This is a genomic window from Leclercia sp. LSNIH8, from assembly GCF_002920195.1.
Classification (GTDB): Bacteria; Pseudomonadota; Gammaproteobacteria; order Enterobacterales; family Enterobacteriaceae; genus Enterobacter.
Map to the genome: position 1 here is coordinate 371,525 of NZ_PQJY01000003.1, position 25,685 is coordinate 397,209.

Genomic DNA, 25,685 nt, shown 5'->3' on the forward strand with positions numbered 1-25,685 from the left:
CCCATCATACGCATACCTTATCAACTGTGTTAAAAGGGAAACTATCATGTCTAAATTTGCTGCCTCCCTCGCTATTGCTACCGCTCTGCTGTCTGCCAGTGCTTTCGCCGAAACCGCAAAGCCGACTGTTGTCCTGGTTCATGGTGCTTTTGCTGACTCATCAAGCTGGAATGATGTCACCCGCATCCTGCAGAAAGATGGGTATAACGTCGTCGCAGCGGCTAATCCGCTGCGCAGTGTTTCGACTGATGCAGCTTACGTCTCTTCTGTTGTGAACAATATTAAAGGACCTGTTGTACTTGTCGGGCATTCCTATGGCGGCCAGGTGATAACGAACGCAGCCCGGGAAACGAAAAATGTTAAATCACTAGTTTATGTCGCCGCATTTGCTCCTGACACGGGTGAGGCTGCCGCTGAACTGGCGGGGAAATTCCCCGGTGGCACTCTTGGCGAGGCGCTTTCCGCGCCGGTTAAGCTGGCTGATGGTAACGTCGATCTGTCCATTGAGCAGTCGAAGTTCCACCAGCAATTCGCTCATGACGTGTCAGCTGAAAAAGCTGCGCTGATGGCGGCAGGACAACGACCTGTGACCGAAGCAGCATTAACTGAAAAATCGGAAGCCCCCGCCTGGAAAACAGTGCCCTCTTACTTCATTTATGGTGACAGCGACAAAAATATCCCTGCCCAAAGTTTGCGTTTTATGGCTGAACGCGCGGGATCAAAGCACACCGTGGTGATCAAAGGGGCATCCCATGTCGTGATGGTTTCTCATCCCCAGGACGTAGCCACACTTATTGAGGAAGCCGCGAAATAAATCTCTTTGTCCTGTCTTTGACGCCATTCCCCGTCAGAGGCACTGTCCCGGACTTTTTTTTGCGGTGCAACCGCCAGGGTATACAGTGTCAGCTGCCTTCGAAATAAACAGAAGAGAGATCGTCCGCCTGCGGTAAAAGGCGGGCGTTTTCTCCATCTTCGCGAACGAGTCCCAGGTCGGCCGGACGGGGCGCAGAATGATGCTGTACCTTTTTCTGATGATCTCCAATTCGCCCCCCCTCAAAATCCATTTCGCGGAACAAGCAGATGGCGCGGTTGTTGCCATTTTTAAAAATGGATACGGTTCTCACGCTGACAAGGCCCGACAGAAACAGATATCAGTGTCCAGACAGGCGGGTAATTTCTGCTTATCCTATACTCAGCTAAAGAATATTGTGGTGTAGATGAAAACATCAAAAACGCGCATAAGTCGTTGAGGTTCTATGAAATTCCCCGGCATACCGGAAAATGAAGAAGAAAGACTAAAGTCGCTTTATCTCGCAGACCTGCTTGATACCAGAGACGATGAGCGTTTTGATCGTCTTACCCGGCTTGCCAGGCGAATCTTTCAGGTACCTGTGGTCCTGATAAGCCTGCTGGATCGCGAGCGACAATGGTTGATTGCATGCGAGGGTCTCGGTGTCCGGGAAACGCCACGTAATATCTCATTCTGTGGGCATGCCATTTTGCAGGATGGCGCTTTTATCGTTAACGATGCATCTGTTGATGAGCGTTTTCATGATAATCCCCTGGTCACCGGTGAACCTTACATCAGATTTTACGCTGGCTACCCGGTGCATCTGCCTGACGGAAAAGTGGCAGGTACGCTTTGCCTCATTCATACCCTCCCTCGTAGCTTTAACGACGAGGATATTGCTTCACTCAAGGATCTTGCCTTCATTGTTGAGGATGAATTTCAGGTCATCGGCATGGCAATGACCGACAGCCTGACCGGAATAGCTAATCGGCGGGGTTTTTACCGGACAGGAGAAAAACGGTTCCGCACCCTCACTGAGCGTAATACACCGTTCAGCCTTATCTTTTTTGATCTGGATAAATTCAAACCTATCAATGATCTTTGGGGGCATGCTGAAGGCGATGAGGTTCTGAAAGTCTTCTCAGGACTGTTGTTTCAGTTCCTGAAGCCCGGCGATATTGCCGGTCGGCTGGGTGGAGACGAATTCGCCGTGCTCATTACCACCCGGAGCAGTACGGAGGATTTTTTGCATGCGCTTCGTCGGGGGGTTGACGATTACAACGAAAAATCAGGTAAACCGTACAATATCAATTACTCTTCTGGCGTTCTGCACAATGATCAGGGCCAGTATTCGTCGCTTGACGAAATGATCAAAAAAAGTGACGAAGTGATGTACTCAGTGAAGCGCAGGAAACAGCTTTAAAAGGAGCGCTTTGCGCAGCAATGTTTAAGGTACCGTCGCAGTCACCGCTCTTCTTAACGTAACTGGCAATCAGCCTCACTTTACCGATGCATATCAGCGTGATAATGAGATATGCTGGTTTATCATGGAAAAATCTTACGCTGAACGCTGAATTACATCGCTAATCAAAGGGTTAAAAATGAAAAAAACAATCCCAGACTATACGCCTGTTGACTTATCTCGTTGGGCCAGGAAGGAGCATTTTGCGGTATTTCAGTCTTTTGCTCAGAGCACCATTAACCAGACTGTTAATTTAGACATCACCGATCTGCTGAAACATATTAAAGATGTGGGCTGGAAGTTTTACCCTACTATCATCTCCATCATTTCTGAAGTCGTAAACAGGCATACCGAGTTTCGTATGGCCATGAAAGACGATGAGCTGGTTATATGGAAGGAAGTTTATCCAAGCTACACCATTTTTCATAATGAAACGGAGACGTTTTCATCATTATGGAGTCATTACGATGGCAATATGGAGCACTTCCAAAAAACCTATTCTGAGGACGTTGCACGCTACGGGAATAACCTTTCTTACTGGCCTAAGGGCGAGTCACCGGACAATATATTTTTCGTATCGGCTATTCCCTGGGCAACGTTTACCAGTTTCAATGTCAACGTTGCAAACATGAAGAACTTTTTCGCGCCCATGTTCACCTTTGGCAAATACTACGAACAGGATGGAAAGACCTTGTTGCCTCTCGCCGTTCAGGTCCACCATTCCGTTTGCGATGGTTTCCATCTGGCAAGACTGTTTAATGAAATACAAGAGATAATGAGCGACTTACCGCACCGTGCTTAAACGGGCCACTTCTGTTATTGAGCGAGGAACAGGCATCAGCGATGACGATTACGTTAATGCCCTGCCTGTTTCCTGCCTTCCTTACCACATTCACCCATCTGCGCCTGGCATATGGCAAAAAAAACCGCGAGCAGTTTCCCACTCGCGGCGACAGGATCAGCGATGATGTATTGATCAGGCAGCTTTAACTGCTCTGATTTTTTTACTGCTACTTTCATCTGACGCTGCTTTCTCTGCTGCTGTTGCGGCATTGAGATCGGGAAGTTTGCTGGTACGCAGAATATGCTGCACGGCCTCTTTCTGCTCGGCGAGATAGAGCCCCAGATTTTCAGCCTGCGTTTCATCCATCTGCATGTCACTTTGCACCAGCCAGTCGGTAAACGCTTCTGCGAGGTCGAGCAATTTGTCGTGAGCGTCAGCCTCTTTCTTACTGGCAAATGTCATTTTCTCTTCACCTTTTCTTACGACAACATATTTTGTTTCAACAGCCATTATGCACCCCCTATACTGTAATTATATACAGTATAGCACTTCCTTGTTTGTGTTGCAGCCAAAAATGCGCTGGATAAACTTGCTTATGTTCAGGGGGCGAGCCCACCTTCAATTACAATGCCTTATCGGTAAACAGCGGTACGTTACAGGATGTCGCAACGTGGTCCAGATAGTCGCTCAGGTAGTCCGGATACGGGAAGCCTTTCACAATCGTCAGCGAGTTCAGCACCGGGAAAAGATAAAAATCGGTGATGCTTATCGGGTGTCTGGCACGCAGATAGGGCTCGATTTTAGCCAGCTCATCCACCAGCGTATCGATAAAGGCCTGACTATTCGCCATTAATGCCTCCAGATCGCCAAACGCTTTTATCTCACGCTGGGTATAGGCTTCGCGCGCGGCTGGGGTGGACAGCTCTTTAAAATCCGCTCGGGTAAAACGTGGGATCGCCAGGTTAAAGACGGTGCGCGTGTTCTCTTTGCACCAGGCCTCAATCAGGGGATCGCATTCACCTTTGATGACCGGCGCACCATTAAGCTCATCGACATAATGGACGATATCCATGCTTTCCGGCATGTAAACGCCCGCTTCTTTTTGCAGGATCGGCACGACCTTTCTGCCCACCATACGGGTTGGCGTTTCGACATCCCCTTCCATTATCACGCCCAGCTCGAAGGGCACCTTTTTAAGACCAAAGATCATTCTCGCGCGGATACAGAACGGGCAATGCTCATACACATAGAGTTTCATAGCGCTCTCTTTCTCTAAACAGATGGATGATGGGATGAATTACCTGACAGGATCGGGCAAATCGGGTCAAGGTTTCCAGCCTAATTTTTTACGCTGGCCGGGCTTTGTTCACGATCCACATTCCGGCCAGCATCGACAACACAAACAGCACACCCTTCCCTGCGCCCGCCCCCAGCAAGACCAGCGCCGGTCCGGGACAAATACCCGCCAGTCCCCAACCCAGGCCGAACAGGATGGCGCCCACCAGCAGCGCGCGGTCTACGGTGTTATTCTCCGGCAGTCGGATCGGCGCCCCGCAAAACGACGTTTGTCTGCCTCTAGCTAACCTGAAGCCGACTATCCCCACCGCAATCGCCCCGAGCATCACGAAGGCAAGAGAGGGATCCCAGGGCTGAGAGAGATCCAGAAAGCCAAGCACCTTATCGGGATTTGCCATCCCGCTTATCAGCAAACCCACGCCAAAAATCAGGCCACACAGAAACGCGGCAATGGCCATTAACATATCTCCTCCTTAACCGAGCCAGAAACCGGTCAGCGTTGCGGTAACAATGCCGACAGCCATAAAGGTCAGCGTGGCCGCCAGGGAGCGTCTGGAAAAACGCGACAGCCCGCAGACGCCATGCCCACTGGTACATCCGGATCCCAGACGCGTCCCGGCGCCCACCAGCAGGCCCGCCACGATAATCAGCGGCCACGAGGTATGAACCGTTATCTCAGGTAAGGGAAAGAAAAGGCTGAACAGCAGAGGTGAACCGATAAGACCGACTAAAAAGGCTATCCGCCACCCCTCTTTACGGGTCTGTTTCGTTAGCATCCCCGCCACAATGCCGCTGATCCCGGCGATTCGCCCGCAGAAGTGAATCAGTAGTATGGCGGCAAGCCCGATTAATACCCCGCCCGCGAGGCTAATCAGTGGCGTAAAGTGAGAGAAATCAACGCTCATGATCGATACCTTTCTGTGGGCAATAGAGGTCATATAAGGTGTTAAGCAGCGTGAAGATCCGCGGATCCTCAATCCGGTAGAAAATCTGTTTACCTGTACGTCGGGTCTCCACCAGCTTTAAACGCCGCAACACCCCCAGCTGCTGGGACAGCGTAGGCTGACGGATCCCCACCGCCTCTTCAAGCTGCGCAACGTTCGCTTCCCCCTGACTTAACTGACACATCAACAGGAGTCTGTCCGCATTAGACAAACCGCGCAAAAGCTCCGCAGCCCCCAGTGCCGCCTGTTTCATTGCATCCTGAATATCGCTATTCGTAGTCACGATATGCCCCATCGATATACATATTTATATAATGTATTTTAGTATATTGTTTGCCGGGACGCATAGCAAAAAAACCGGCAGATGGCAGCCGGTAGTTTTTCTTTCCCAGGTGGCCTGACCTTATAATTTCAGCTCAGGCACCAGCGCTTTTTTATCCGACATACAGGTTTGCCACGCTCTACCCGGTTCGCCGTTATCCAGCACCGACGAGGTACGATATTCTACGGTGCGGGTACGCTGATCGGGCCCCACATAGTCGATGGTCGTCCAGCGGGTGTCGGCGTCTTTGCCCTCGGCAGTGAGTTCGATAGTCTGGTTTTTCACAATCTCGGCACACTCTTTCGCCGCGGCCTCGACTTTACGAAACTTCTTCTCTTCGGGCGAAGTGCCCTCACCGGACATGGACATACAGCCGGTGAAGAGTAAACAGGCAAGGGATATAAGGCTGATTTTTTGCAGCATCACGTAGTCCTTAGTAATGAACAGGTTACTGCAAAAGCGTAGCTTATACGGCTGCGCTCTTCCTGCGATTAGCATTTTCGCGTCACGCTTTAACAACCGACACGCCCTGCCCGACCACCGCCTCAACCCAGCGACTGTCAGTATCCGGTTCAACCACCACGGTATTGATAAGCAAAAGCCCGCCAATCAGGAAGGGTGAAGCGGTATTAATCTTCTCCGGCGACGCCAGTACCACCGTTTCGGCGGCCCTGCCGGAAAATGCGCGTTTGATGCACGCTTCTTCATAATCACCGGTGGTTAACCCCGCTTCCGGATGAATACCGGTTACCCCCATGAAAAAGAGATCTGCATGGATACGTTCGATACCCTCAATCGCGGCGGCTCCCACCGTGACGATAGAGTGGCGGAACAAACGCCCCCCAATCAGGATCACCTCAACCCGGGGATGGTCCACCAGCGCCAACGCAATACCGGGACTGTGGGTGACCGCCGTAAAGGAGAGATCCGTCGGCAAGCAGCGAACCAGCTCGGTCGTGGTCGTCCCGCCATCAATGATCACCACCTGTCCCGGCGAGATAAGCTCAACCCCCTTCTGCGCCACCCGCTTTTTGGCGTCGATGCCAAGGTGGCTGCGCTCGGCAAAGCTGGATACCGCTTTTGATGCCGGCAGCGCGCCGCCATGCACCCGCTGTAAACGCCCCTCGGCTGCCAGCTCGCGCAGATCCCGGCGAATGGTATCTTCCGACACCTGAAATTCGATGCTGAGGGTTTTAGAGAGCACCTCTCCTTCGGTATTCAGTTTTTCAAGGATCAGCTGTTTGCGTTGACGGGTGAGCATGAGGGATTCCTGAGGTTGCATGTTTGATCTTGATATTGCACGAACGTGCAGACTATGATGGTCACTCTACCTATACAGGAGGCATCGTGCAATCAACTCGTGCAGAAGTACGCATTCTCAACAGCAAAACGCTGTCAGATGACTGGTACACACTCAGAAAATATACCTTCGATTTGCGCCGTCGCAACGGAGAGTGGCAGCGTCAGAATCGCGAAGCCTACGATCGGGGAAACGGTGCAACCATCCTGCTCTATAACCGCGAGAAAAAAACGGTGATCCTCACCCGCCAGTTTCGCTTTCCGGTCTATATAAACGGTCACGACGGTTACCTGATCGAAACCGCCGCAGGCCTGCTTGATAATATGGCCCCGGAAAAGCGCATCAAAGCCGAAGTGGAAGAAGAGACCGGCTACCAGATTGACCAGGTGGAGAAGGTGTTCGAAGCCTTTATGAGCCCCGGCTCCGTCACCGAAAAGCTCTATTTTTACATCGCGGAATATCACGCAGGGGATCGCACCGGCGCAGGGGGCGGTATCGAGGCCGAAGGTGAAGATATCGAAGTGCTGGAATGGCCCATTGAACAGGCGCTCAGGGCTATTGATGATGGCACTATCGTCGACGGCAAAACCATCATGCTGCTCTATCACGTTATCCTGAAGAAGATCGTCTAACATCCGCGCACCGACAGAAAGGGATTTCTGTCATGTCTGAAACCCCATCATCTACACTTCAGAAAAGATCAAACTGGAGATGCCCGCATGACCGACTGGAACCCTGGCCTGTATCTGCAATATGGCGCGGAGCGCACCCGCCCCGCCTTAGAGTTGCTGTCCCGGATTGCGCTGGATAACGTTACCGATGTGGTCGATCTCGGCTGCGGACCGGGCAACAGCACGGCGCTGTTGCAGCAGCGCTGGCCCACGGCGCAGATAACCGGCGTCGATACCTCGCCCGCCATGCTCACAGAAGCCAGAGCCGCCCTGCCAGGGTGTCGGTTTATTGAGGCGGATATTCGCCACTACCGTCCCGAACGCACCCTGAACGTGGTTTACGCCAATGCTTCCTTGCAGTGGGTAGAGAATCACTATGAACTGCTGCCGCATCTGGTCTCAATGCTGAAACTGCACGGCGTACTGGCTATCCAGATGCCGGATAACGACCTGGAGCCCACCCACGTGCTGATGCGTGAGGTGGCGTTAGAACAGGTTTATCCGGATCGCGGCCGGGCAGCGCTCCCCGGCGTCCATGCCTATTACGATATCCTGACCGAAGCGGGCTGCGAGGTGGATATCTGGCGTACGACCTATTATCACCAGATGGCCTCCCACCAGGCGATCGTCGACTGGGTAAGCGCCACTGGCCTGCGTCCGTGGCTTCAGGATCTCAATGAGAGTGAGCAGCAGCGCTATCTGCATCGCTATCATCAGCTGCTGGAGGAGCAGTATCCACTCCAGGAAAATGGGCAGATACTGCTGGCCTTTCCGCGGCTGTTTATCATCGCCCGACGCACACCGTAGCTACGCTTTTGCCTCTTTCAGCAGCTGCTGGATCACCTGCTCCTGCTTGTCAGTATTCCCTTCGCCGAAAGAGGCGTAACGCAGTTGCCCTTTGGCATCGAAGAAGTAGTGCGCAGGCCAGTAGCGATTGCCAAAGGCGGTCCAGATTTTATAGTTATTGTCAGTCACCACCCGGTACGGCAGCTGCCATTTGTTAATGGCTTTTTGCACCGAGGCCAGCGGTTTCTCCCACGGATACTCCGGGGTATGGACGCCGACCACCACCAGACCCTGTGACTTATATTTGTTGGCCCAGTCGCGAACGTACGGCAGCGAGTGCTGACAGTTAATGCAGTCCCAGGTCCAGAAGTCGATCAGCACCACTTTGCCTTTTAACGACGCCGGGCTGACCGGCTCGCCGTTGAGCCATCCGGTACCACCATCCAGAGAGGGCATCACGCTGGTGGTGACTGGCTGTGCCACCGGCTGAAGCGTCGGCGGAGTCTGGCTCCCTGGCGCCAGTTGCAGCAGCGTTTTCTCCAGCCGGTCGGCCAGCCCGTTTGCCCCCTGAAAGACGCTGTTCAGACCGAACGCCGTAAACGCGACGGACATCAGCATCATCACCCCCGCGGTTTTTCGCAGCCCCTCCATCAGGCCCGATTTGGCTTTCAGGCGGGCGATAAGCGCCTGCCCACTGAAGCCAAGCAGCGCGAGCATCACTGCACAACCGCTGCCATAGGCTGCCAGCAGGCTGCCGGTAGCAATCGGGTTATGTCCCGCGAGACTCAGGCTGAGAATAGCCCCTAACACCGGACCGGCGCAGGGCGACCACAGCAGCCCGACTGCCAGCCCGGCGAGCACCGCCGAGGCTAAGCCGCGGGTAGAGTTGCTCCGGGAATTGATCACATTGCCGAGGCGTAACGCTGGCCCGGCGATGCGCTGTGCAAAAGATGGGAAGATCAACGCCAGGGCGGCGAGACTCAGCAGTACCAGCGCCACCCAGCGTCCCACGATGGTGGCGCTGACCACCCAGTCACTGGCGACAGCGATCAGGCTGGCGACCAGGGTAAACATCATCACCATACCGCACAGCATAGCGACAAGCTGACGCCGCTGGCCGCGAAATCCGGCGAACAGCAGAGGAATAACGGGAAGCGTACAGGGGCTGAGCAGGCTGACCATGCCGCCTAAAAATGCGATCACGAGAAACATAAACACCTCACTTACCAGTTGATAGTGAGGCCATTACAGCGTGGGGATGTGTTTGAGGTGTGTTGAGGGATAGGGGTTTTTGTCAGGTGATGTATGGGCGTTGAGCGGAGATACATTGCGGTACAATTGGCGTTATGAAAGGTATGGGTATACATGTGGCTACCGAGGTGGTTCCGTTCACCTTACGTTCCTTGCTTCTCTGTAAACAACGTCACCCGTGAACGTGCCAGGGGGGCTCGCCGCCTCCCCCCTGGCTACCCCGGCTCCCGGCAAAGAAAATCGCCGCGTTGCGGTGCCTTCGGCTTATTCCCTCCGGCTTTCGGGTCGGGGGCGATCCTACATCCATGTAGGTCGCCCCCTCTCGGCGCATCCATGCGCCTCGCCCCGGCCTGCGGTCAACGCCTCAGCGATTTTCAGCCGGACACGGGCATCGCTGTAAGTCTTTTAACCTACTGTAATAATTCGATTGCTTTAGCATCGCTATGTTGTAGGCCGGGTAAGGCAACGCCGCCACCCGGCGATAGGGTAAAAACTCAAACCATTGGCAACGTTATCCGTGCGCAAAGCCCCCCTTCAGCCCGGTTCACCAACTGCAACTTCCCATTCAACTGCCCCGTAAGCTGTGCCGCTATCGCCAGCCCCAGCCCCGTCCCCCCGGTTTCCCGATTACGGGAAGACTCCACCCGGTAAAACGGCTGCAACACCGCCGCCAGCTCATGCTCCGGAATACCCGGTCCGTTATCCTCCACGGCAATCTGCACCCTGTTATCACCTGTCGTCAGCGTCACCTCTGCCTTATCGCCAAACTTCAGGGCATTATCCAGCAGATTGGTGAGGATCCGGTGCAGCGCCTGCGGACGGGTTGCAAAAGGCACGTGCGTTCTCGCCGCCGAGAACTGCACATTTTTGCCGGTATCGCTGTAGTCACAGACCAGCGTATCAATAAAGGTATAGAGATCGACATTACGAACCGGTTCAGGCGCCACGCCGGACGAGCGCGCGTAGTCTATCCCCTCGCGCACCAGGCGCGTCATGCTGTCCAGGTCCTGGGTGAGCTTGTCGCGCAGATCCGGCTGGTCGGCCATCTCCACGCGCAGCCGCATACGGGTAATGGGCGTCTGGAGATCGTGGGAAATAGCTGCCAGGATCTGCGCCCTCTCCTTCAGCGACGTCTGGATCCGCGCCTGCATGGCATTAAAGGCGCGCGCCGCCTGACGTACCTCCAGCGGCCCCTGCTCAGTGAGCGTCAGCGGATTGGGGCTGGTGGGTTCGAGCGTGTCCACTGCCCGGGTAAAGTGGGTAAAGGGCCGCACCACCTGGCGCACCGCCAGCCAGGCGCAGATCACCACCAATAAAAGCTGGGTCACAAAGACCACCGGCAGCCAGCGAGCGACCGGGGGCATGCGGGGGGTGAGATCCAGCGTCAGCGGCGAGCCGTCGCTTAGCGTCAGGTGGGCCTGAATGTGCGAAACCGGCCCCGGCACTGCCGTGAAGCGCAGCGGATAGTGGGTCGCGAGCGTTTCCGTCAGGGTCCGGACTGCATCCCGTGAACGGGCATCCGCCGGAGGCGCCCCCGGCTCACCTGGCCCCAACAGATAACGATAGTTGCCCCTCTCAAGACGCGGGAGCCATTGCGCCCGCTCGTTTGCCGGCAGTCGATCCAGAATCGCCACGCTGGTGGAAACATCATCTTCCAGATTGCCGAGCATCACGTGCCGGGCGCTGCTCATGCGCTCGGCCAACACCAGCGTCAGGCTCAGACCATTGGCGAGCAGCAACCCCAGCAGGACAATCAGCAGCAGGCGGTAATGGAGCGAGCGCGGCCAGAGCCTCATTCTTTGGCCTCAACAATGCTTACAGGCATCGAAAAGACATAGCCTTCACTACGTACTGTTTTTATATACAGTGGTGTGCGCGCATCCTCATTTAAGCGCTGGCGCACCCGGCTGACCAGGAGATCGATTGAACGTTCAAACAGCTCTGCATCCCGCCCTTGGGTGAAGTTAAGCAGCTGATCGCGGGTTAATACGCGCTGAGGATGATCGACAAATACCCGCAGCAGACGGTACTCCGCCCCGCTCAACGCCACGATGGTGCCGGTAGCATCCAGCAGATGACGGGCGCTGGTGTCGAGCTGCCAGTCGCCAAAGGCGATGATCCGCCCGGCTTCGGTCACCTGCAGATTGGGCGGCAGCGTGCGAAACCGGCGCAGTATCGCTTTGATGCGCGCCAGCAGCTCACGCGCCACAAAGGGTTTAACCACATAGTCGTCTGCTCCCATCTCGAGGCCCAGAATGCGATCCATATCGTCAAGGCGCGCGGTCAGCATCAAAATCGGCAGATCCTTATGTTGACCGCTGCGCAGCTGGCGACAAAGCGTGAGGCCATCGTCCCCCGGCTCATGATATCCAGCACCACCATATCCACGGCCTGCCTGTCGAGCACGGCGCGCATCTCCTTGCCGTTGGCCGCACCCGTGGCGCGATAGCCGGACTTCACCAGGTAATCGACGATTAGCTCGCGTATATCTCTGTCATCATCCACGACAAGAATGTGATCGGTTGTCTCCACCCTAAGCTCCTGTTTTTCAGCGATGGGCAAAAAAATAGCATAGCTGGCTTATAACTTGTCCGCATCCACCACCGCTTTGACGAAATCCTGCGGATCTTCCTGGGCCGGATTGTGGCCGATATTGCCGGTAAAGGTGCGATGCTGATACTTGCCGGTGAATTTTGCCGCATACGCCGCAGGCTCCGGATGCGGTGCGCCATTGTTATCACCTTCGATGGTGATGGTGGGCACGCTGATGGTCGGTGCGGCCGCCAGCTTCTGCTCATAGCTGTCGTAACGGCTTTCACCCCGCTCCAGCCCCAGACGCCAGCGATAGTTGCTGATGGTCACCGCCACGTGATCCGGGTCATCCAGCGCTTTGGCGCTGATGTTAAAGGTCGCATCGCTGAATTTCCAGCCGGGGGATGCCAGGGTCCAGATCAGTTTCGCAAAGTCGTGGGTGTTGGCCGCATATCCCTTCTCACCGCGCTCGGTGGCGAAGTAGAACTGATACCACCACTGCAGTTCGGCCTTCGGCGGCAACGGTTTCGCCCCCGCCTGCTGATTACCAATCAGATACCCGCTTCACCGAAACCAGCGATTTCACGCGCTCAGGCCACAGCGCCGCCACAATATCCGCCGTTCTCGCGCCCCAGTCGTAACCGGCAAAGACCGCGCGTTTGATTTTCAGGGCGTCCATCAGGTTAATCACATCTTTCGCCATAGCCGCCGGTTGGCCATTACGCGGGGTGGTAGACGACAGGAAACGCGTGGTGCCAAAACCGCGGTTGTACGGCACGATCACTCTGTAGCCTTTTGCTGCCAGCGCGGGTGCCACCTGGGCATAGCTCTGAATATCGTACGGCCAGCCGTGCAGCAGGATCACCGGTTCGCCGTTTTTCGGCCCGATATCGACATAGCCAATATTCAGATCGCCTGCGTCAATCTGGTGAATCTGCTTAAAGGCCGCGTGATAATAGCTGCCCGCCGCCTCGGCCTGACAGGCGGATACGGTGGCGAATGAGAGGGTTAAAGCCAAGGTTGAGTAAGCCAGTTTGTTCATCATGGTGATTTCTCCGGGTCAGGTATTCGACCCGCTTATCTCATCACCCTGATGTATGGCGAATGTGTGCAGATTTGGCCGTTTTGCAAGGCGGTGTATCGCGCTCGCGCGCAGATACACTGCGATACAAAAGTCGGCCTGATTACCCGGGGAAATTACGTCAGCTGGTAGTACTTGTCCGGCAGTTTGCGCGCCGGGATCTCCTGCTCGTCGTTCATCTGCAATAAATCAATCTCCATCGCATTGCAGATGGCATCCAGCGGCAGGTCGTTATTCTCGACGCCGAACGGCTCTTCCAGCTCTTCCGCCAGGGTATCGAGCGAGATAAAGGTATAGGAAATCAATACCGAGACGAACGGCGTCATGTAATGCAGGTCGCTGACCAGCGCGAACGGCAGCATGATACAGAACAGGTAGACCGTACGGTGCAGAATCAGCGTGTAGGCGAACGGCACCGGGGTGTTGGCGATCCGCTCGCAGCCCGCCAGCACGGTGGACATATCATTCAGGCGAATATTCAGGCTGTGAAAGAGGATATCCGACAGTTCACCATTGCGGCGTCTTACTGCCAGCCACTCCCCCATAATCAGCAGGATGCGGTTCGCCGGGGAGCTGGAGTCCATCGCCGCTCGCAGGTTCTCTGCTGACAGGTATTTTGAGAGCTGGCCAGCCTGGGGCTGTTTGCGCAGGGTCATGCGCAGACAGTGGGCAAAGGCGATCTGCAGGCGGACAAACTCCCCTAACGCCGGATCCTCCGGCAGCGTGTTTTTCACTTCCCGGAACAGGGAGCGCGAGGCAATCATCAACTGCCCCCACAGCTGTCGCGCCTCAACATAGCGGGCGTAACAGGCGTTGTTTCGAAAACCGAGGAAGATTGCGATGGCGACCCCAAGAATGCTGAACGGCGCGACCGTCAGCCGGATGCCCAGCGAGGTATACCAGGGCAACATCAGGATCACCACGATGGAGAGCAAAAAATTGAGGAACAGGCGGGAAAAGATTTTGGTCAGCACGGAACCGTGCCAGACAAAAATAAGACGCAACCAGTGCTGTTGGGGTCGAACGATCATAGTCAGCTTCATCGGGAAAAAAGAGCGGTGACTATTAAACGTGATCGTTATCACGGTTGCAAGTATGTTAAAAAATGCTGTCGTTTTGCTAAGCCTGTTCAGACCGCACAGTGTTTCATTTTGGGAAAAGAAGAAGGGATTAAAGTATGTTGTAACTAAAACAAGTAACCTGTCAACGTAACCGATGCGGGTATTCCCCCTCTCCCGTCAGGAGAGAGGGAGGCTCAATGGCTTAGCAGAGTGGTTTGACGGCAGCGCGCATGCCCTGATGAAGAATGGCATCCAGATCCTGCGCAACCTGTTCTACCAGCCCGCGCACCTGGGTCAGGTCCTGCTCCCAGTGCTCGCTGACGCTCAGCACCGCTGTCACCAGCTCACGCGAGCTTATCTGCTGGTCATGATGCTGCGTCCACAACTGCTGGAAACGGGTTAACCAGTGCGCGTCATCCTGCACCGGATAGCTTTCGCCGTTACGTTCCGCACGGTAGAAGGCGATCAGGGCCGCCAGCGCAAAGGTCAGGCGCGCCGGGAGTTTGCCACTGGCCTGCTGCCCCGCCAGAAGCTGCGGCAGAATGCGGGTGCGGTACTTGGTCATGCCGTTCAGGGCTATCGACAGCAGTTGATGCTTGATATACGGATTGCGGAAACGGCCCGTTACCGCGCTGGCAAACGAGGCCAGCTCATCGCGCGGCAGATCCAGCACCGGAATAATCTCTTCATGAATCGCTTTTTCGACAAAGGCGCAGATTTCGGTGTCGTTCATCGCTTCACCCACGGTATCCAGCCCCGCCTGGAACGCCACCGGCACCAGCGCGGTATGTGCGCCGTTGAGGATCGCCACTTTGCGCTCTTTGTATGGCTTGATGTCATCAACAATCAGCACGTTCAGCGCCAGCTTATCGAGACGCAGCTCCTGCGCCAGCGATTTAGGCCCCTGGATCACAAACAGATAGAAATGTTCAGCGGTATCGAGGAAGGCATCGTGATAGCCCAGAGAGGCTTCAAGCTCAGCCACTTCATCGCGCGGATAGCCGGTGACGATACGGTCCACCAGTGTTGAACAGAAGGTGTTGGCATCGTTGAGCCACTGGATAAAGGCCGCAGGCAGCGCCCACTCCTGGGCATAGCGCAGCACCAGCTCACGCAGGGCATCACCGTTGTAGTCAATTAATTCGCACGGCACGATCACCCAACCTTTATCGGCGGCCCCGTTGAAATGGCTGAAACGCTCGAACAGCAGGCGGGTCAGTTTTGCCGGATAGCTGACCGCAGGCGCATCCTCAAACTTATCCCCGGCGTGGTAGCTGATCCCCGCTTCCGTGGTGTTAGAGAAGACAAAGCGCATCTCCGGGTTATGCGCCAGCTTCAGGAATTCATCGTACTGATCGTAAACGCTGATCTCACGGTTCACCGAGCGGATAAGACGCGCGTCGCTGACCGCTTCGCCCTGCTCGTTCAGGCCGCGAATGATGGTGGTATACAGGCCGTCCTGAGTGCTCAGCGAAGGCGGAAAATCGCTTTTGATGGGGCGCACAATCGCAATAGCGGCGTTAAGGTCGGTATGCTCGTTAAGCAGATCGATCTGCCAGTCAATAAACGCGCGCAGGAAGTTGCCCTCACCAACCTGGATGATACGTTCAGGATAGAGAGCACCGGGGAAATCACGACGGTTTAGTGTGTTCACAATGGGGTCCTTGTAATGATTAGTCATACAGCCTGATAAGATTGGTACGATAACTTATCAAACTTTACGACCGCGAACCCCTGTTTTGATCAATTCCGGTGTGAATTGTGACAGGATCTATATGAATTTGTAGACCAGAACGCCTGCGGGGTTTACTTCCCCTTCTCAACATCCGGTACCTCGCTGCTGTTTCATGGAGTACATCATCTGGTCGGCAGTGGCCAGCCAGCTCTTGAGATCGTCGCGGTCGTGATCGAACTCGCGCACGCCCCAGGAGAAGGAGAGCGCCCACGGATATTCGGCATGCTCGTTCCAGTTCGCCGCCTGTTCGGTAAGAAACTGCATGGCGATCCATGCCCCCTTTTCGTCGCTGTTGGCAAACAGAATGGCAAACTCATCTCCGCCGTAGCGCGACAGCACGTCGGCTTCACGAAAAGTGGAGCTCAGCAGACCGGCCATCGCCTTCAGGGCGTTGTCGCCATCTGTGCGGCCATAGCGGGCGTTTATCTGCTTAAAACGATCGAGATCCAACCAGGCCAGGGTTAAAGGCTCAGCCCGACGGCGGGCAGCGCGAATGGCATAGGTCGCCAGATGATGAAAGCCCCGGCGGTTGTAGAGCCCGGTCAGCGGGTCAGTGATACTGGCGCTGGCGGCGGCAAACTCCGCTTCCACCAGTGCCGCCAGATCGGCCAGCGCCTCAATGTCAGAAGGCGAAAAAGGCCGTGGATAGTGATCGATAATACAGAGCGATCCCACCGTGGCCCCACCGGGCAGGCGCAGCGGATAACCCGCGTAAAAGCGGATAGGATCGTCGTCGGTGACCAGAGGGTTATCAGCAAAGCGGGTATCGTCCAGGGTATCGGGGATCACCAGCGGTGCATCGCTAAGGACGGTATGGCCGCAAAACGAGAGATTTCGCGGCAGGTTGGTCGGGTCGCCGCCATCGGTGGATTTAACGACCACAACGTGCTCGTCAACCAGGTTGATCATCGCCACCGGCACGCCAAACACGCGTCTTGCCAGCCGGGTGATGCGCGCGTAAGTCGGGTGATCTTCTGGTTCAAGCAGCCCGGATTCACGCAAGGCACTGAGACGCTTTGCTTCATTGCTGGGTAGTGAGGGTGATTTCATACGGGCTCCGTACGTCAGGCTTTTTAAAAGCTTAGCGCATCCTGAGGCGGGTCAGTGGGCAAAAATGCGGTTTTTACCATCGCGTTTAGCCTGATACAGTGCGGCGTCGGCAGCTTGTAACCAGTCTGTAACATTTCCCATCTCCCGGGTGGCGCAGGCAATGCCAATACTCATTATGCAATGGACTGCTTCTTCCGCGACGTCACCGATAACCGCTGCCGCATCCATAATGCGGGTAGCGACCACTCGCGCTTCGTCGAGGGTGGTATCGGGCAGCAGGATCACAAACTCGTCCCCACCCAGTCGCGCCGGGGTGTCGCTCTGACGGCTGGCGATATGCAAAATTTGTGACACTGTCACTAAAAGCATATCCCCTACCTTGTGCCCGTAGCGATCGTTGACCTCTTTAAAGTTATCGATATCGATAAACATCAGCGCCGAATCGTGGCAGGTTTGCTGCAGTTTATGCAGCTCATGATCGATACGCTCCTCCAGCAGACGCCGGTTGGCAATGTCCAGCAGCGGGTCCATCATCGCAATGCGCTCCAGCTCGCGCGATTTGAAGCGCAGCCGCATGGCGATACTGTTGGTGAGCACGCTCAGCGCCACGGTATAGATAGCAATCAACGGCAGCGTGGCATAGAGGGTACGCTGCGACATCCACGGCACCAGCGCCATTCCCTGCGACAGCCAGCTCCCCATAAAGACCGCCACCATCACCGCCCCGGCCTTTTTCATCAACGGAAAGCCACCCGCCGCCAGCCGGTCAGCAAGTAAGATAGTGGCAATGGCGACGGAAGGCAGCGGATTGACCGCCATCATGGCGATCCAGAAGCCGCCTGCCCCGGCGTCTAAAACCAGGTTCTGATGTTCGGTAAGGAGCGGCGTCGAAGAACACCGGGCGCGCCACCAGGCCAAAGTTGGCCAGACAAAGGCGTTGATGGCCAGCAATCCCATAAGCCAGACGGAACGTTGCTGTTCCAGCAGGACAGAGAGAATAGGAATAAAGCAGAGGAAGGTTCCAAGCATTCGCATCAGATACATGCGTTTGATAAACCGACTGCCAGGCACGCGAGGGGATTTACTGAATCTGTCAGTTCCGTTCATCACACGATTTTTCCGATATAATCACCCTTTTATATTATTGACGTTGAATTTTTGTATCAAGGCATTTATCAGTTTCGTGAATATATGGTAAAAGGCGTCACTGCGCCCTGGCAAACGATTACAGCTGTTCCGAAGGCGCTACCGCCTGTTCGGTAGTTTTTATCTCTGTCATTCGGGCGCTGGTACGATTTCGACCTGCTTTTTTCGAACGATACAGATAATCATCCGCTTCAGTCATCAGACGATTAAACACCTCTGTGAGCTGTGACGGCTCCGACCTACCGCTGCCCAGACCAATACTGACGGTTAAAAAGAGCGTCTGCCCCCGCCAGTTAAAGGGATGTTGTTCAACCGTGGTACGAATACGCTCCGCCAGAGCATATGCCTGCCCGGCTGAAGCGGAGTTCACCACCACGGCAAACTCTTCGCCGCCCATTCGCGCTACCAGCCCTGCGTTACCTACCGTCTCCTGCACTTTGCGCGCAAAAGCGGCCAGAACGGTATCGCCACATTCGTGACCATAGTTGTCGTTGATGCTTTTGAAATAGTCGATATCCAGCAGCATGACGGTCAGCCGCGGGCTTTTGCGCTTCCCTTCAACATTTTTAAGCGCCTCATACAGCCCGGAGCGGGAGTAAACCTGAGTCAGATAGTCGTAATCGGCACGCAGGGAAACCTGGCGGATCAGGGAATTGATCGCCGCCATGCTGACCGAGACCATAACCGGGCAGATTGCCAGGGTGGCGATCCCCAGGCGGGCAGAGAACATCATCGGGGTGGTGAGCGGCGTGGTTGCCACGATGGTGATGATGGAGTTGCCAATCAAGGTGATCTCCACCGTCCCGGTGACAAAGGTCAACAGACAGGTTGCCGGCAGCGAATAGCGTACCGCGCACCAGATCAGCGCCGGTAGCGGAAACGCCAGCGCACCGGCCCCACCGATTGCGACCGAGGCCATCACCGAGATAACCAGTAACACCACCGGCATCAAATGACTGGCACGTATGGCCCGGTTGAACGTGGGCCAGGTCATGGTCAGCATACAGGGGACAATCAATACCCCGGTAGAAAACTGTTCGCTAAACCAGTCGGCGACCAGCGGCCAGAAGGCGCGACTGTCCACCCCGCCCGCCACCGCCGCTCCGAGCAGGGCGCTCAGCAGCGCAGCCAGCAGACAATAGTTAAACAGCCGCAGGGCATTCACCGGATCCGGGGTGCGGTTTTTCAGTTGCTTGTCGCGCTGGACCAACAGGGCTACGGTGACAATAAACACCATATTCGAGAGGTTAATGCCCAGCGAGGAGATGCCCCAGTCGGTGGTGATGGCGTCGTATACCAGCATGGCGATATAGGACATCACGTAATAGCGAGGCCGGTTCAGGTAAGCGTAGCGGGCAAACACCCCTGCCATCACGCCATTGAGCGGCCAGAACATTGACAGCGACTCCATCAGACGAAGCTGCGCGCCGATAAAATAGAACAGCGTGGTCAATACCACTATTCCCGCCGCGTTTCGGAACGGACTGTGCGGCTGAAAAAGTGTGAATGTTCTGGCGTGAGCAGAAGACATGCAATATCAATCCATAGGTTTGCTTTTAACATTGAATACACATCCACGCGGATGAATGTTAAAAGTTTGGGATTAATGTATATCACATTAAGGGGATAACTATCATCTTCCAGTTAGCAGTGCTTATCAATTGCGCCGTCAGCGTGACGGCACAGGTAGTGCTTAATAGACTGAACGCCCCAGCTGCTGAGTCAGGTGTTCCAGCGCCGTGACGCCCGCCAGGGAGTTCCCCGCGTCGTCCAGTTCAGGGCTCCAGACCGCAATCGCCATCTCGTGAGGCACGATCGCCACTACCCCGCCACCTACCCCCGATTTGGCAGGCAGCCCCACCCGCCAGGCAAACTCACCGGCGTTCTGATACATCCCGCTTGTCGCCATCAACGCATTGACCTGCCGGGCCTGCATCGGCGTAACAACGGGCTCGGAGAGATGCGGGGCATAACCCTGAGCAGCCAGAAAAAGAAACGTTTTCGCCAGTTCGACACAGCTCATCTTCAGGGCGCAGTATTGGAAGTAGTTTTGCAGCACCGTTGGCACGTCGTTATGGAAATTGCCGAACGACTTCATCAGCCAGGCGATCGCCGCATTGCGCGCCGAGTGTTCAAACTCCGAACGGGCAACGGCGGAATCGTAGCCGATATCGCTTACTCCGGAGAGCTGACGCACGATCTCCAGCATTCTCTGGCGCGGTGCGCTCAGGCGGCTTTGCAGCATGTCGCATACTACCAGCGCCCCGGCGTTAATAAACGGATTACGCGGTTTGCCCTGTTCGATCTCCAGCTGCAACAGCGAATTGAACGGCTGACCGGAGGGATCTTTCCCTACCCGCTGCCAGATCTCATCCTCGTCATACTGACGCATCGCCGCCACCAGGCTCAGGACTTTCGAAATCGACTGAATGGAAAAACGCTCGGTGGCATCACCGGCCTGAAAGTGCTGCCCGTCCACCGTAGTGATGGCAATGCCGAGTTTGTTGCCATTGACCGAGGCCAGCGCCGGGATGTAATCGGCAACTTTACCCTTGCCCAACAGGGGGCGTACTTGCGCCAGAATGGCGTCCAGCATCTGATTATTGATGTTCGCAGCCATCGGTTGCTCCTTGCTCACAGGCCAAAAACGGCCTGCGAGTATAACAGAGGCTTATGGATGGCGTCAGGCAGGCAGTCGGAACCGCGAGACGGCCTGCAACAGCAGGCCCGATTCATCGTGCAGCCGTTGGGAGGCTTCAGAGGCGGTATTGACCAGCGCATCGGTCTGGCGAGCCACCTGGTTCAGCGCCTGGAGCTGGCTGGTCATACGGTGAATACTCTCGCCCTGGCTGAGGGTGGCAACGGAGATCTCATTCAGCAGACTGCAAAGATTACCCACCAGGCCAATCACCTGCTGGAGGTTATCCTCCAGCCGGGTGACGGCTTTCGAGCCATCTTCGATGCCCTGCAACGAGTGGTTGATCAGCTGCTGGATGGTCTGGGTCGAGTGGCTGCTTTTACGCGCCAGCAGCCCCACCTCCCGCGCCACCACGGCGAATCCACGCCCCTGGTTGCCAGCGTGGGCCGCTTCAATGGCCGCGTTCAGCGCCAGAATGTTGGTCTGGAACGCCACATTATCGATGATCGCCACAATACCGCGCATCTCCGAAGAGCGCTCCACGATGGCCGCCATTGAGGCATTGACCGTCTCCATCATCCGGTCTCCCCCTGCCGCCATCTCCCGCGCCTCGTCCGCCCGTGAGCTTGCCAGTTTTGCGTAGCCGCTGTTTCCTTCGACGTGGGTTTCCAGCGCGGCAATATGCGCGGTCACCTCTTTCAACTCCTGCGCCTGACGCGCAGACTGCTGATAGAGATCCTGATTGCCCTGCGCCAGCGAGCCAATATTGGTCACCATCGAGGTGGTCGCCTCGCTGACCTGGGTCACCAGCTGTTGCAGGCCCTGTTGCAGCGTCTCCACGCTACCGCCCAGTTGCGCAATCTCGCGGTTAAACCGGGTCACGGTGGGTAGCGGCGAAGAGAGATCCCCCGCCGCCAGCAAATTAATATGGGCGATAAGGCGACGCAGCGGGACGATCACCCAGCGGGACATGGCAAACCACACCGCAACCGCAATCCCCAGCAGGACAACCGGGGCCAGCAGGAACAGCGATTGCAGGTCGGACAGGCTGGCGGTCAGCCGCTGTCGCCCCTCCGTGGCGCGCTGGGCGCTCGCCTGCTGATAGCGGGCATAGTTGTCATTAAAATCGGCCTGAAATGCCTGGGCAGGAACGGCAAAAAAGGCATCGATTGACTGACCGTTGACCAGCCCGTCGGCCTGCTCACGGATAGCGTCGAAAAACAACTGGTAGCTATTGAGCAGTGCTTCATCCTGCGGCGGGTTCATTGCCTGCCACGCCTGCCAGGCCTGCTGGGAATCACGTAGCGCCTGTTGCGCTTCGTCCATCAGGCTGTGCCAGCTGCCGTCCGAGCCGGTTTCTTTATCCTGCATAAAATAAACCCCCGCGCGATTAAGCAGATCGCTTGCCGCCAGCAACGAGATGCGGGCCTGATCGACCTTTGCCTGTTGCAGCCAGGCCATCTGGTTGCGCTGTTCGTTGCGCTGGGCATCGCGCAGGGAGACGGAAAGTAAGACCGATGAAGAGATTTGCAACGCGGAAAAGAGGCCGATGATACAGAAGATCCCCGCCAACAAACCAAACTGCCGGGGAGTAATGCGGCGAAAAATTTGCATTAAGTTCATGATTTCTTCATTAACAATGACTTAGACGTGGACGAGTCTACGCAGTGAAAATGACAGAACTATTTCAGAATGATGACAGACGCCCGGCGGCGCTTCGCTTGCGCGGGCCTACAGGTTTTGTAGGCTGGGTAAGCGCAGCGCCACCCGGCAGGAATACAGGTACAACGTCAAACCTGGTAACGCCCGGCGGCGCTTTGCTTGCGCGGGCCTACAGGTTTTGTAGGCCGAGTAAGCGCAGCGCCACCCGGCGGAACAATGGGCTCAAAGTTAAACCCGGTCTTTCCACACCGTCTGCACATTACAGAACTCATGCAGGCCAAAGTGTGACAGCTCCCGGCCAAAGCCGCTCTTCTTCACCCCGCCGAACGCCACGCGGGCGTCGCTGGCGCTGTAGCCGTTGATAAACACCCCGCCGCACTCGAGCTGGCGGGCAAAGCGGTCGGCCAGCTCTGCATTGGCGGTAAAGACTGTCGCCGAAAGCCCAAAATCGCTGTCGTTAGCCAGGGCAAGCGCGTGATCGGCATCGGTTGCTACGCTAATCGCCGCCACCGGGCCAAACAGCTCCTGACGAAACGCGGTCATCGTTGGAGTCACATTCCCCAGCACGGTCGGCGCATAGTAGTTCCCTGCCCCCGCTACCTTTTCGCCGCCCAGCAACAGGGTCGCCCCTTCGGCCAGCGTAGCCTGAACCTGCTGATGCAGCTCGTCGCGCAGATCGAAACGCGCCATCGGGCCGAGATAGTTCTCTTCGTTTTCAGGCGCGCCCATCTTCAGCGCCGCGGTAGCCTCGACAAAGCGACGGCTAAACTCATCGGCAACACCCGCCTCGACGATAAAGCGCTTGGCCGCCGCGCATACCTGCCCGGTGTTCTGATAGCGGCCGGTCACCGCCGCGTTCACCGCCAGATCCAGGTCGGCATCGTTCAGGACAATAAAGGGATCGGAACCGCCCAGTTCAAGGACGCATTTTTTCAGCGCGGCCCCGGCCTGCGCGCCAATGGCGGCCCCGGCACGCAGGCTGCCGGTGACGGTGACCGCCGCAATGCGCGGATCGGTGATCATCTGGCTCACCCCGTCGTTAGTGGCGTTCAGCTGACCAAACACCCCCTGCGGGAATCCGGCGTCGGTAAAGATCGCTTCAATCAGGTTCGCCGCGCCCAGTACGTTCGGAGCATGTTTCAGCAGATAGCTGTTGCCCGCCAGAATAATCGGTACCGCGCCACGGAGCACCTGCCAGAGCGGGAAGTTCCACGGCATCACCGCCAGCACCGGCCCCAGCGGGCGATACTCAATCACTGCGTCCGCCACCTGGGTTGCCTCGGTATTGAGCATGGCCGGGCCATGTTCAGCATACCAGTCGCAGAGACCGGCGGATTTCGCCACCTCCCCGCGCGCCTGGGCGATGGGTTTGCCCATTTCGCGCGTGATCATCTGCGCCATCTCTTCACCACGGTTGCGCAGCGCGGCGCCCAGATCGCGTAGCTTTTGCGCACGCGCCGCCACCGGCACGCTGCGCCACTGGCGAAAAGCGGTATCGGTCTGTGCAAGGGCTTGTTCAACCTCGGTGACGGTCGCCCACGGCCAGACAGCCAGGGTTTCGCCGTTTGCCGGGTTAATGGACAGGGCATGGGTAGCAGAAGGTGTCGTCATGATCGGCTCCGTGTATTAACAGTTGCGATAGTGTGGCGCGATCTGCTATTTCTTAAAAATGAATAATAATAACCACCTTATTCACGAAACGAGAACGATATGGATCTGACCCAGCTGGAGATGTTTAACGCCGTCGCCCAGACCGGCAGCATTACCCAGGCCGCGCAGAAAGTGCATCGCGTGCCCTCAAACCTGACCACCCGCATTAAACAGCTGGAGGCCGATCTTGGCGTGGCGCTGTTCATCCGCGAGAACCAGCGGCTGCGCCTCTCACCCGCTGGGCATAATTTTTTACGCTATAGCCGACAGATCCTCGCCCTGGTGGATGAGGCGCGGATGGTGGTGGCCGGTGATGAACCCCAGGGGCTGTTTACCCTCGGGTCGCTGGAGAGCACCGCGGCGGTACGTATCCCGGCCTCGCTGGCGCAGTTTAACCAGCGCTACCCGCGCATTCAGTTTGCGCTGGCGACGGGCCCTTCGGGGACGATGATTGACGGGGTACTGGAAGGGACGCTAAGCGCGGCCTTTGTGGACGGGCCATTAAACCACCCGGAGCTGGAGGGCATGCCGGTCTACCGGGAGGAGATGATGCTGGTGGTGCCTGCCGGTCATCCAGAGGTTGCGCGGGCCGCCGACATCAGCGGGCACGATATCTATGCCTTTCGCGCCAACTGCTCCTACCGCCGCCATTTCGAGAGCTGGTTTCATGCGGATCGCGCCACGCCGGGGCGCATCCACGAAATGGAGTCCTATCACGGGATGCTGGCCTGCGTCATTGCCGGGGCGGGCATTGCGCTGATGCCCCGTTCAATGCTGGAAAGTATGCCCGGACATCACCAGGTGGCCGCCTGGCCGCTGGCGGAAAACTGGCGCTGGCTCACCACCTGGCTGGTATGGCGCCGGGGCGCGATGACCCGGCAACTGGAGGCGTTTATAGCGCTGCTAAACGAAGGTCAGCCACCAGCATCTTCTCCATAAACAGGCTCAGGGGATCGGGGGCATAGGGAGGAAACGCCTCGCACCGCTGGTAGCCACAGCGTTCATAGAGCCGGATGGCCGGAAGCTGCTTGATCCCCGTCTCCAGCCGCAGGGTATGGCAGCTCCGGCTTTGCGCTTCGTCTTCCAGCGCCGCCAGCAGCTTTTCACCCAACTGCTGTCCGCGATGGGTCGGATCGATATAAACCCGCTTCATCTCGCCGCTGCCGTCACCGTTCAGCACGATCGCTCCGCAGCCGACGGCGTTAAGCTGGCGATCGCGGATCACCATCATTATCAGCGCATGGTCGGGCAACCCGGTCAGATCCAGCAGATGATTGCTCTCTGCCGGATAGAGCGCGCTCTGGTAACGGTCCAGGGCGGCAATCAGGGTGGTGATATCCGGATGGGCGGGCGATTCAGAGGTGATGGAATACATGGCAGGCTCCTTTTGTCGTTTTTCTCCACCATAACGCTGGCCGACAAACGCAACGGCATATTTTTAACTTATAGCTGCGCCTGACCATTGCGCCTCCCGCGACTGCGGCGTAAGTTTGGGCACAGTCACGGTTAACATCTCAGGAAAAC

At 56.4% G+C, this 25,685-nt stretch carries 25 protein-coding genes and 3 pseudogenes; 7 read left to right on the top strand and 21 right to left on the bottom strand.

The annotated features are described in order from the left end of the window. Window positions 1-46 precede the first annotated feature (46 nt). Complete coding sequence (locus C3406_RS10190) at window positions 47-814, top strand: alpha/beta fold hydrolase (protein WP_103824410.1); 768 nt, start codon at window positions 47-49, stop codon at window positions 812-814. 33 nt (window positions 815-847) lie between these two features. Here C3406_RS10190 and C3406_RS26475 read toward each other — a convergent pair. Beyond that, window positions 848-1,124, bottom strand: a pseudogene (locus C3406_RS26475) (AbrB/MazE/SpoVT family DNA-binding domain-containing protein). 132 nt (window positions 1,125-1,256) lie between these two features. Between C3406_RS26475 and C3406_RS10195 the strand changes: the two are divergent. From C3406_RS10195 to C3406_RS26155, 3 genes are all read left to right on the top strand, one after another. Continuing rightward, window positions 1,257-2,213 carry a sensor domain-containing diguanylate cyclase gene (locus tag C3406_RS10195; protein ID WP_103824411.1) on the top strand — a complete coding sequence of 319 codons (957 nt, stop codon included), beginning with the start codon at window positions 1,257-1,259 and terminating at the stop codon, window positions 2,211-2,213. 178 nt (window positions 2,214-2,391) lie between these two features. Continuing rightward, window positions 2,392-3,054, top strand: a complete 663-nt coding sequence (catA, locus tag C3406_RS10200) for a type A chloramphenicol O-acetyltransferase (protein ID WP_103824412.1) — start codon at window positions 2,392-2,394, stop codon at window positions 3,052-3,054. A 41-nt stretch (window positions 3,055-3,095) separates the two neighbouring features. Next, window positions 3,096-3,242 carry a hypothetical protein gene (locus tag C3406_RS26155; protein ID WP_158250567.1) on the top strand — a complete coding sequence of 49 codons (147 nt, stop codon included), beginning with the start codon at window positions 3,096-3,098 and terminating at the stop codon, window positions 3,240-3,242. On the opposite strand, the gene C3406_RS10205 is transcribed toward C3406_RS26155, so the two are convergent. The 7 genes from C3406_RS10205 to C3406_RS10235 form a co-directional block, all read right to left on the bottom strand. Next, on the bottom strand, window positions 3,229-3,546 hold the full coding sequence (locus C3406_RS10205; protein ID WP_103824413.1) for a YebG family protein: 318 nt from the start codon (window positions 3,544-3,546) through the stop codon (window positions 3,229-3,231). The two genes, C3406_RS26155 and C3406_RS10205, sit on opposite strands and share 14 nt — an antisense overlap. 112 nt (window positions 3,547-3,658) lie before the next feature. Then, window positions 3,659-4,294 (bottom strand): glutaredoxin 2, encoded by a 636-nt coding sequence (grxB, locus tag C3406_RS10210; RefSeq protein ID WP_103824414.1) that lies wholly within the window; start codon window positions 4,292-4,294, stop codon window positions 3,659-3,661. 88 nt (window positions 4,295-4,382) lie between these two features. Beyond that, the gene (locus tag C3406_RS10215) at window positions 4,383-4,796 is read right to left on the bottom strand and encodes a DUF6691 family protein (protein ID WP_233210555.1); all 414 of its coding nucleotides are present in this window, start codon (window positions 4,794-4,796) and stop codon (window positions 4,383-4,385) included. Between the two features lie 9 nt (window positions 4,797-4,805). Then, window positions 4,806-5,237, bottom strand: a complete 432-nt coding sequence (locus C3406_RS10220; RefSeq protein ID WP_103824415.1) for a YeeE/YedE family protein — start codon at window positions 5,235-5,237, stop codon at window positions 4,806-4,808. Further along, window positions 5,227-5,571 carry an ArsR/SmtB family transcription factor gene (locus tag C3406_RS10225; protein WP_103824416.1) on the bottom strand — a complete coding sequence of 115 codons (345 nt, stop codon included), beginning with the start codon at window positions 5,569-5,571 and terminating at the stop codon, window positions 5,227-5,229. Before C3406_RS10225 ends, C3406_RS10220 begins: the two co-directional genes overlap by 11 nt. 108 nt (window positions 5,572-5,679) lie before the next feature. Then, a complete protein-coding gene (locus C3406_RS10230) occupies window positions 5,680-6,021 on the bottom strand; it encodes a hypothetical protein (protein ID WP_103824417.1) in 342 nt (113 codons plus the stop codon). Between the two features lie 82 nt (window positions 6,022-6,103). After that, window positions 6,104-6,859, bottom strand: coding sequence for a DeoR/GlpR family DNA-binding transcription regulator (locus C3406_RS10235; RefSeq protein WP_103824418.1), 756 nt, complete (start codon window positions 6,857-6,859; stop codon window positions 6,104-6,106). 86 nt (window positions 6,860-6,945) lie between these two features. Here C3406_RS10235 and C3406_RS10240 point away from each other — a divergent pair, with 86 nt between their 5' ends. After that, complete coding sequence (locus C3406_RS10240) at window positions 6,946-7,530, top strand: NUDIX hydrolase (RefSeq protein ID WP_103824419.1); 585 nt, start codon at window positions 6,946-6,948, stop codon at window positions 7,528-7,530. A gap of 87 nt (window positions 7,531-7,617) precedes the next feature. After that, entirely contained in the window at window positions 7,618-8,376 is a 759-nt protein-coding gene (gene tam, locus C3406_RS10245) for a trans-aconitate 2-methyltransferase (protein ID WP_103824420.1), read from the top strand. On the opposite strand, the gene C3406_RS10250 is transcribed toward tam, so the two are convergent. The 12 genes and pseudogenes from C3406_RS10250 to sad all read right to left on the bottom strand — a co-directional run bounded on the left by C3406_RS10250 (window position 8,377) and on the right by sad (window position 24,122). Further along, a complete protein-coding gene (locus C3406_RS10250; protein WP_103824421.1) occupies window positions 8,377-9,567 on the bottom strand; it encodes a cytochrome c biogenesis protein/redoxin in 1,191 nt (396 codons plus the stop codon). 533 nt (window positions 9,568-10,100) lie between these two features. Next, complete coding sequence (locus C3406_RS10260) at window positions 10,101-11,402, bottom strand: ATP-binding protein (protein ID WP_103824422.1); 1,302 nt, start codon at window positions 11,400-11,402, stop codon at window positions 10,101-10,103. Beyond that, window positions 11,399-12,138: pseudogene (locus tag C3406_RS10265) on the bottom strand (response regulator). The gene C3406_RS10260 and the pseudogene C3406_RS10265 overlap by 4 nt, the downstream one beginning before the upstream one ends. 48 nt (window positions 12,139-12,186) lie before the next feature. Continuing rightward, a pseudogene (locus C3406_RS10270) lies at window positions 12,187-13,183 on the bottom strand (alpha/beta fold hydrolase). A 152-nt stretch (window positions 13,184-13,335) separates the two neighbouring features. Then, window positions 13,336-14,250 carry a bestrophin family protein gene (locus tag C3406_RS10275; RefSeq protein WP_103824423.1) on the bottom strand — a complete coding sequence of 305 codons (915 nt, stop codon included), beginning with the start codon at window positions 14,248-14,250 and terminating at the stop codon, window positions 13,336-13,338. Window positions 14,251-14,482: 232 nt separating this feature from the next. After that, window positions 14,483-15,934 (bottom strand): tagaturonate reductase, encoded by a 1,452-nt coding sequence (locus tag C3406_RS10280; protein WP_103824424.1) that lies wholly within the window; start codon window positions 15,932-15,934, stop codon window positions 14,483-14,485. Window positions 15,935-16,099: 165 nt separating this feature from the next. After that, window positions 16,100-17,065: a sensor domain-containing diguanylate cyclase gene (locus C3406_RS10285; RefSeq protein ID WP_103824425.1), complete on the bottom strand. Its 966-nt coding sequence runs from the start codon at window positions 17,063-17,065 to the stop codon at window positions 16,100-16,102. 51 nt (window positions 17,066-17,116) lie between these two features. Further along, on the bottom strand, window positions 17,117-18,109 hold the full coding sequence (locus tag C3406_RS10290; RefSeq protein ID WP_103824426.1) for a sensor domain-containing diguanylate cyclase: 993 nt from the start codon (window positions 18,107-18,109) through the stop codon (window positions 17,117-17,119). 181 nt (window positions 18,110-18,290) lie between these two features. Beyond that, window positions 18,291-19,742, bottom strand: a complete 1,452-nt coding sequence (locus C3406_RS10295) for a GGDEF domain-containing protein (RefSeq protein WP_103824427.1) — start codon at window positions 19,740-19,742, stop codon at window positions 18,291-18,293. A 162-nt stretch (window positions 19,743-19,904) separates the two neighbouring features. Further along, complete coding sequence (gene glsB, locus C3406_RS10300) at window positions 19,905-20,831, bottom strand: glutaminase B (protein WP_103824428.1); 927 nt, start codon at window positions 20,829-20,831, stop codon at window positions 19,905-19,907. 63 nt (window positions 20,832-20,894) lie between these two features. After that, window positions 20,895-22,472, bottom strand: coding sequence for a methyl-accepting chemotaxis protein (locus tag C3406_RS10305; protein ID WP_103824429.1), 1,578 nt, complete (start codon window positions 22,470-22,472; stop codon window positions 20,895-20,897). Window positions 22,473-22,739: 267 nt separating this feature from the next. Next, complete coding sequence (sad, locus tag C3406_RS10310) at window positions 22,740-24,122, bottom strand: succinate-semialdehyde dehydrogenase (protein ID WP_103824430.1); 1,383 nt, start codon at window positions 24,120-24,122, stop codon at window positions 22,740-22,742. A 99-nt stretch (window positions 24,123-24,221) separates the two neighbouring features. On the opposite strand from sad, the gene ptrR reads away from it, so the two are divergent. Next, on the top strand, window positions 24,222-25,100 hold the full coding sequence (gene ptrR, locus C3406_RS10315) for a putrescine utilization regulator PtrR (protein WP_103824431.1): 879 nt from the start codon (window positions 24,222-24,224) through the stop codon (window positions 25,098-25,100). Here the strand turns inward: ptrR and C3406_RS10320 are convergent. After that, window positions 25,054-25,536: a GNAT family N-acetyltransferase gene (locus C3406_RS10320; RefSeq protein WP_103824432.1), complete on the bottom strand. Its 483-nt coding sequence runs from the start codon at window positions 25,534-25,536 to the stop codon at window positions 25,054-25,056. The two genes, ptrR and C3406_RS10320, sit on opposite strands and share 47 nt — an antisense overlap. Window positions 25,537-25,685: the final 149 nt, after the last annotated feature.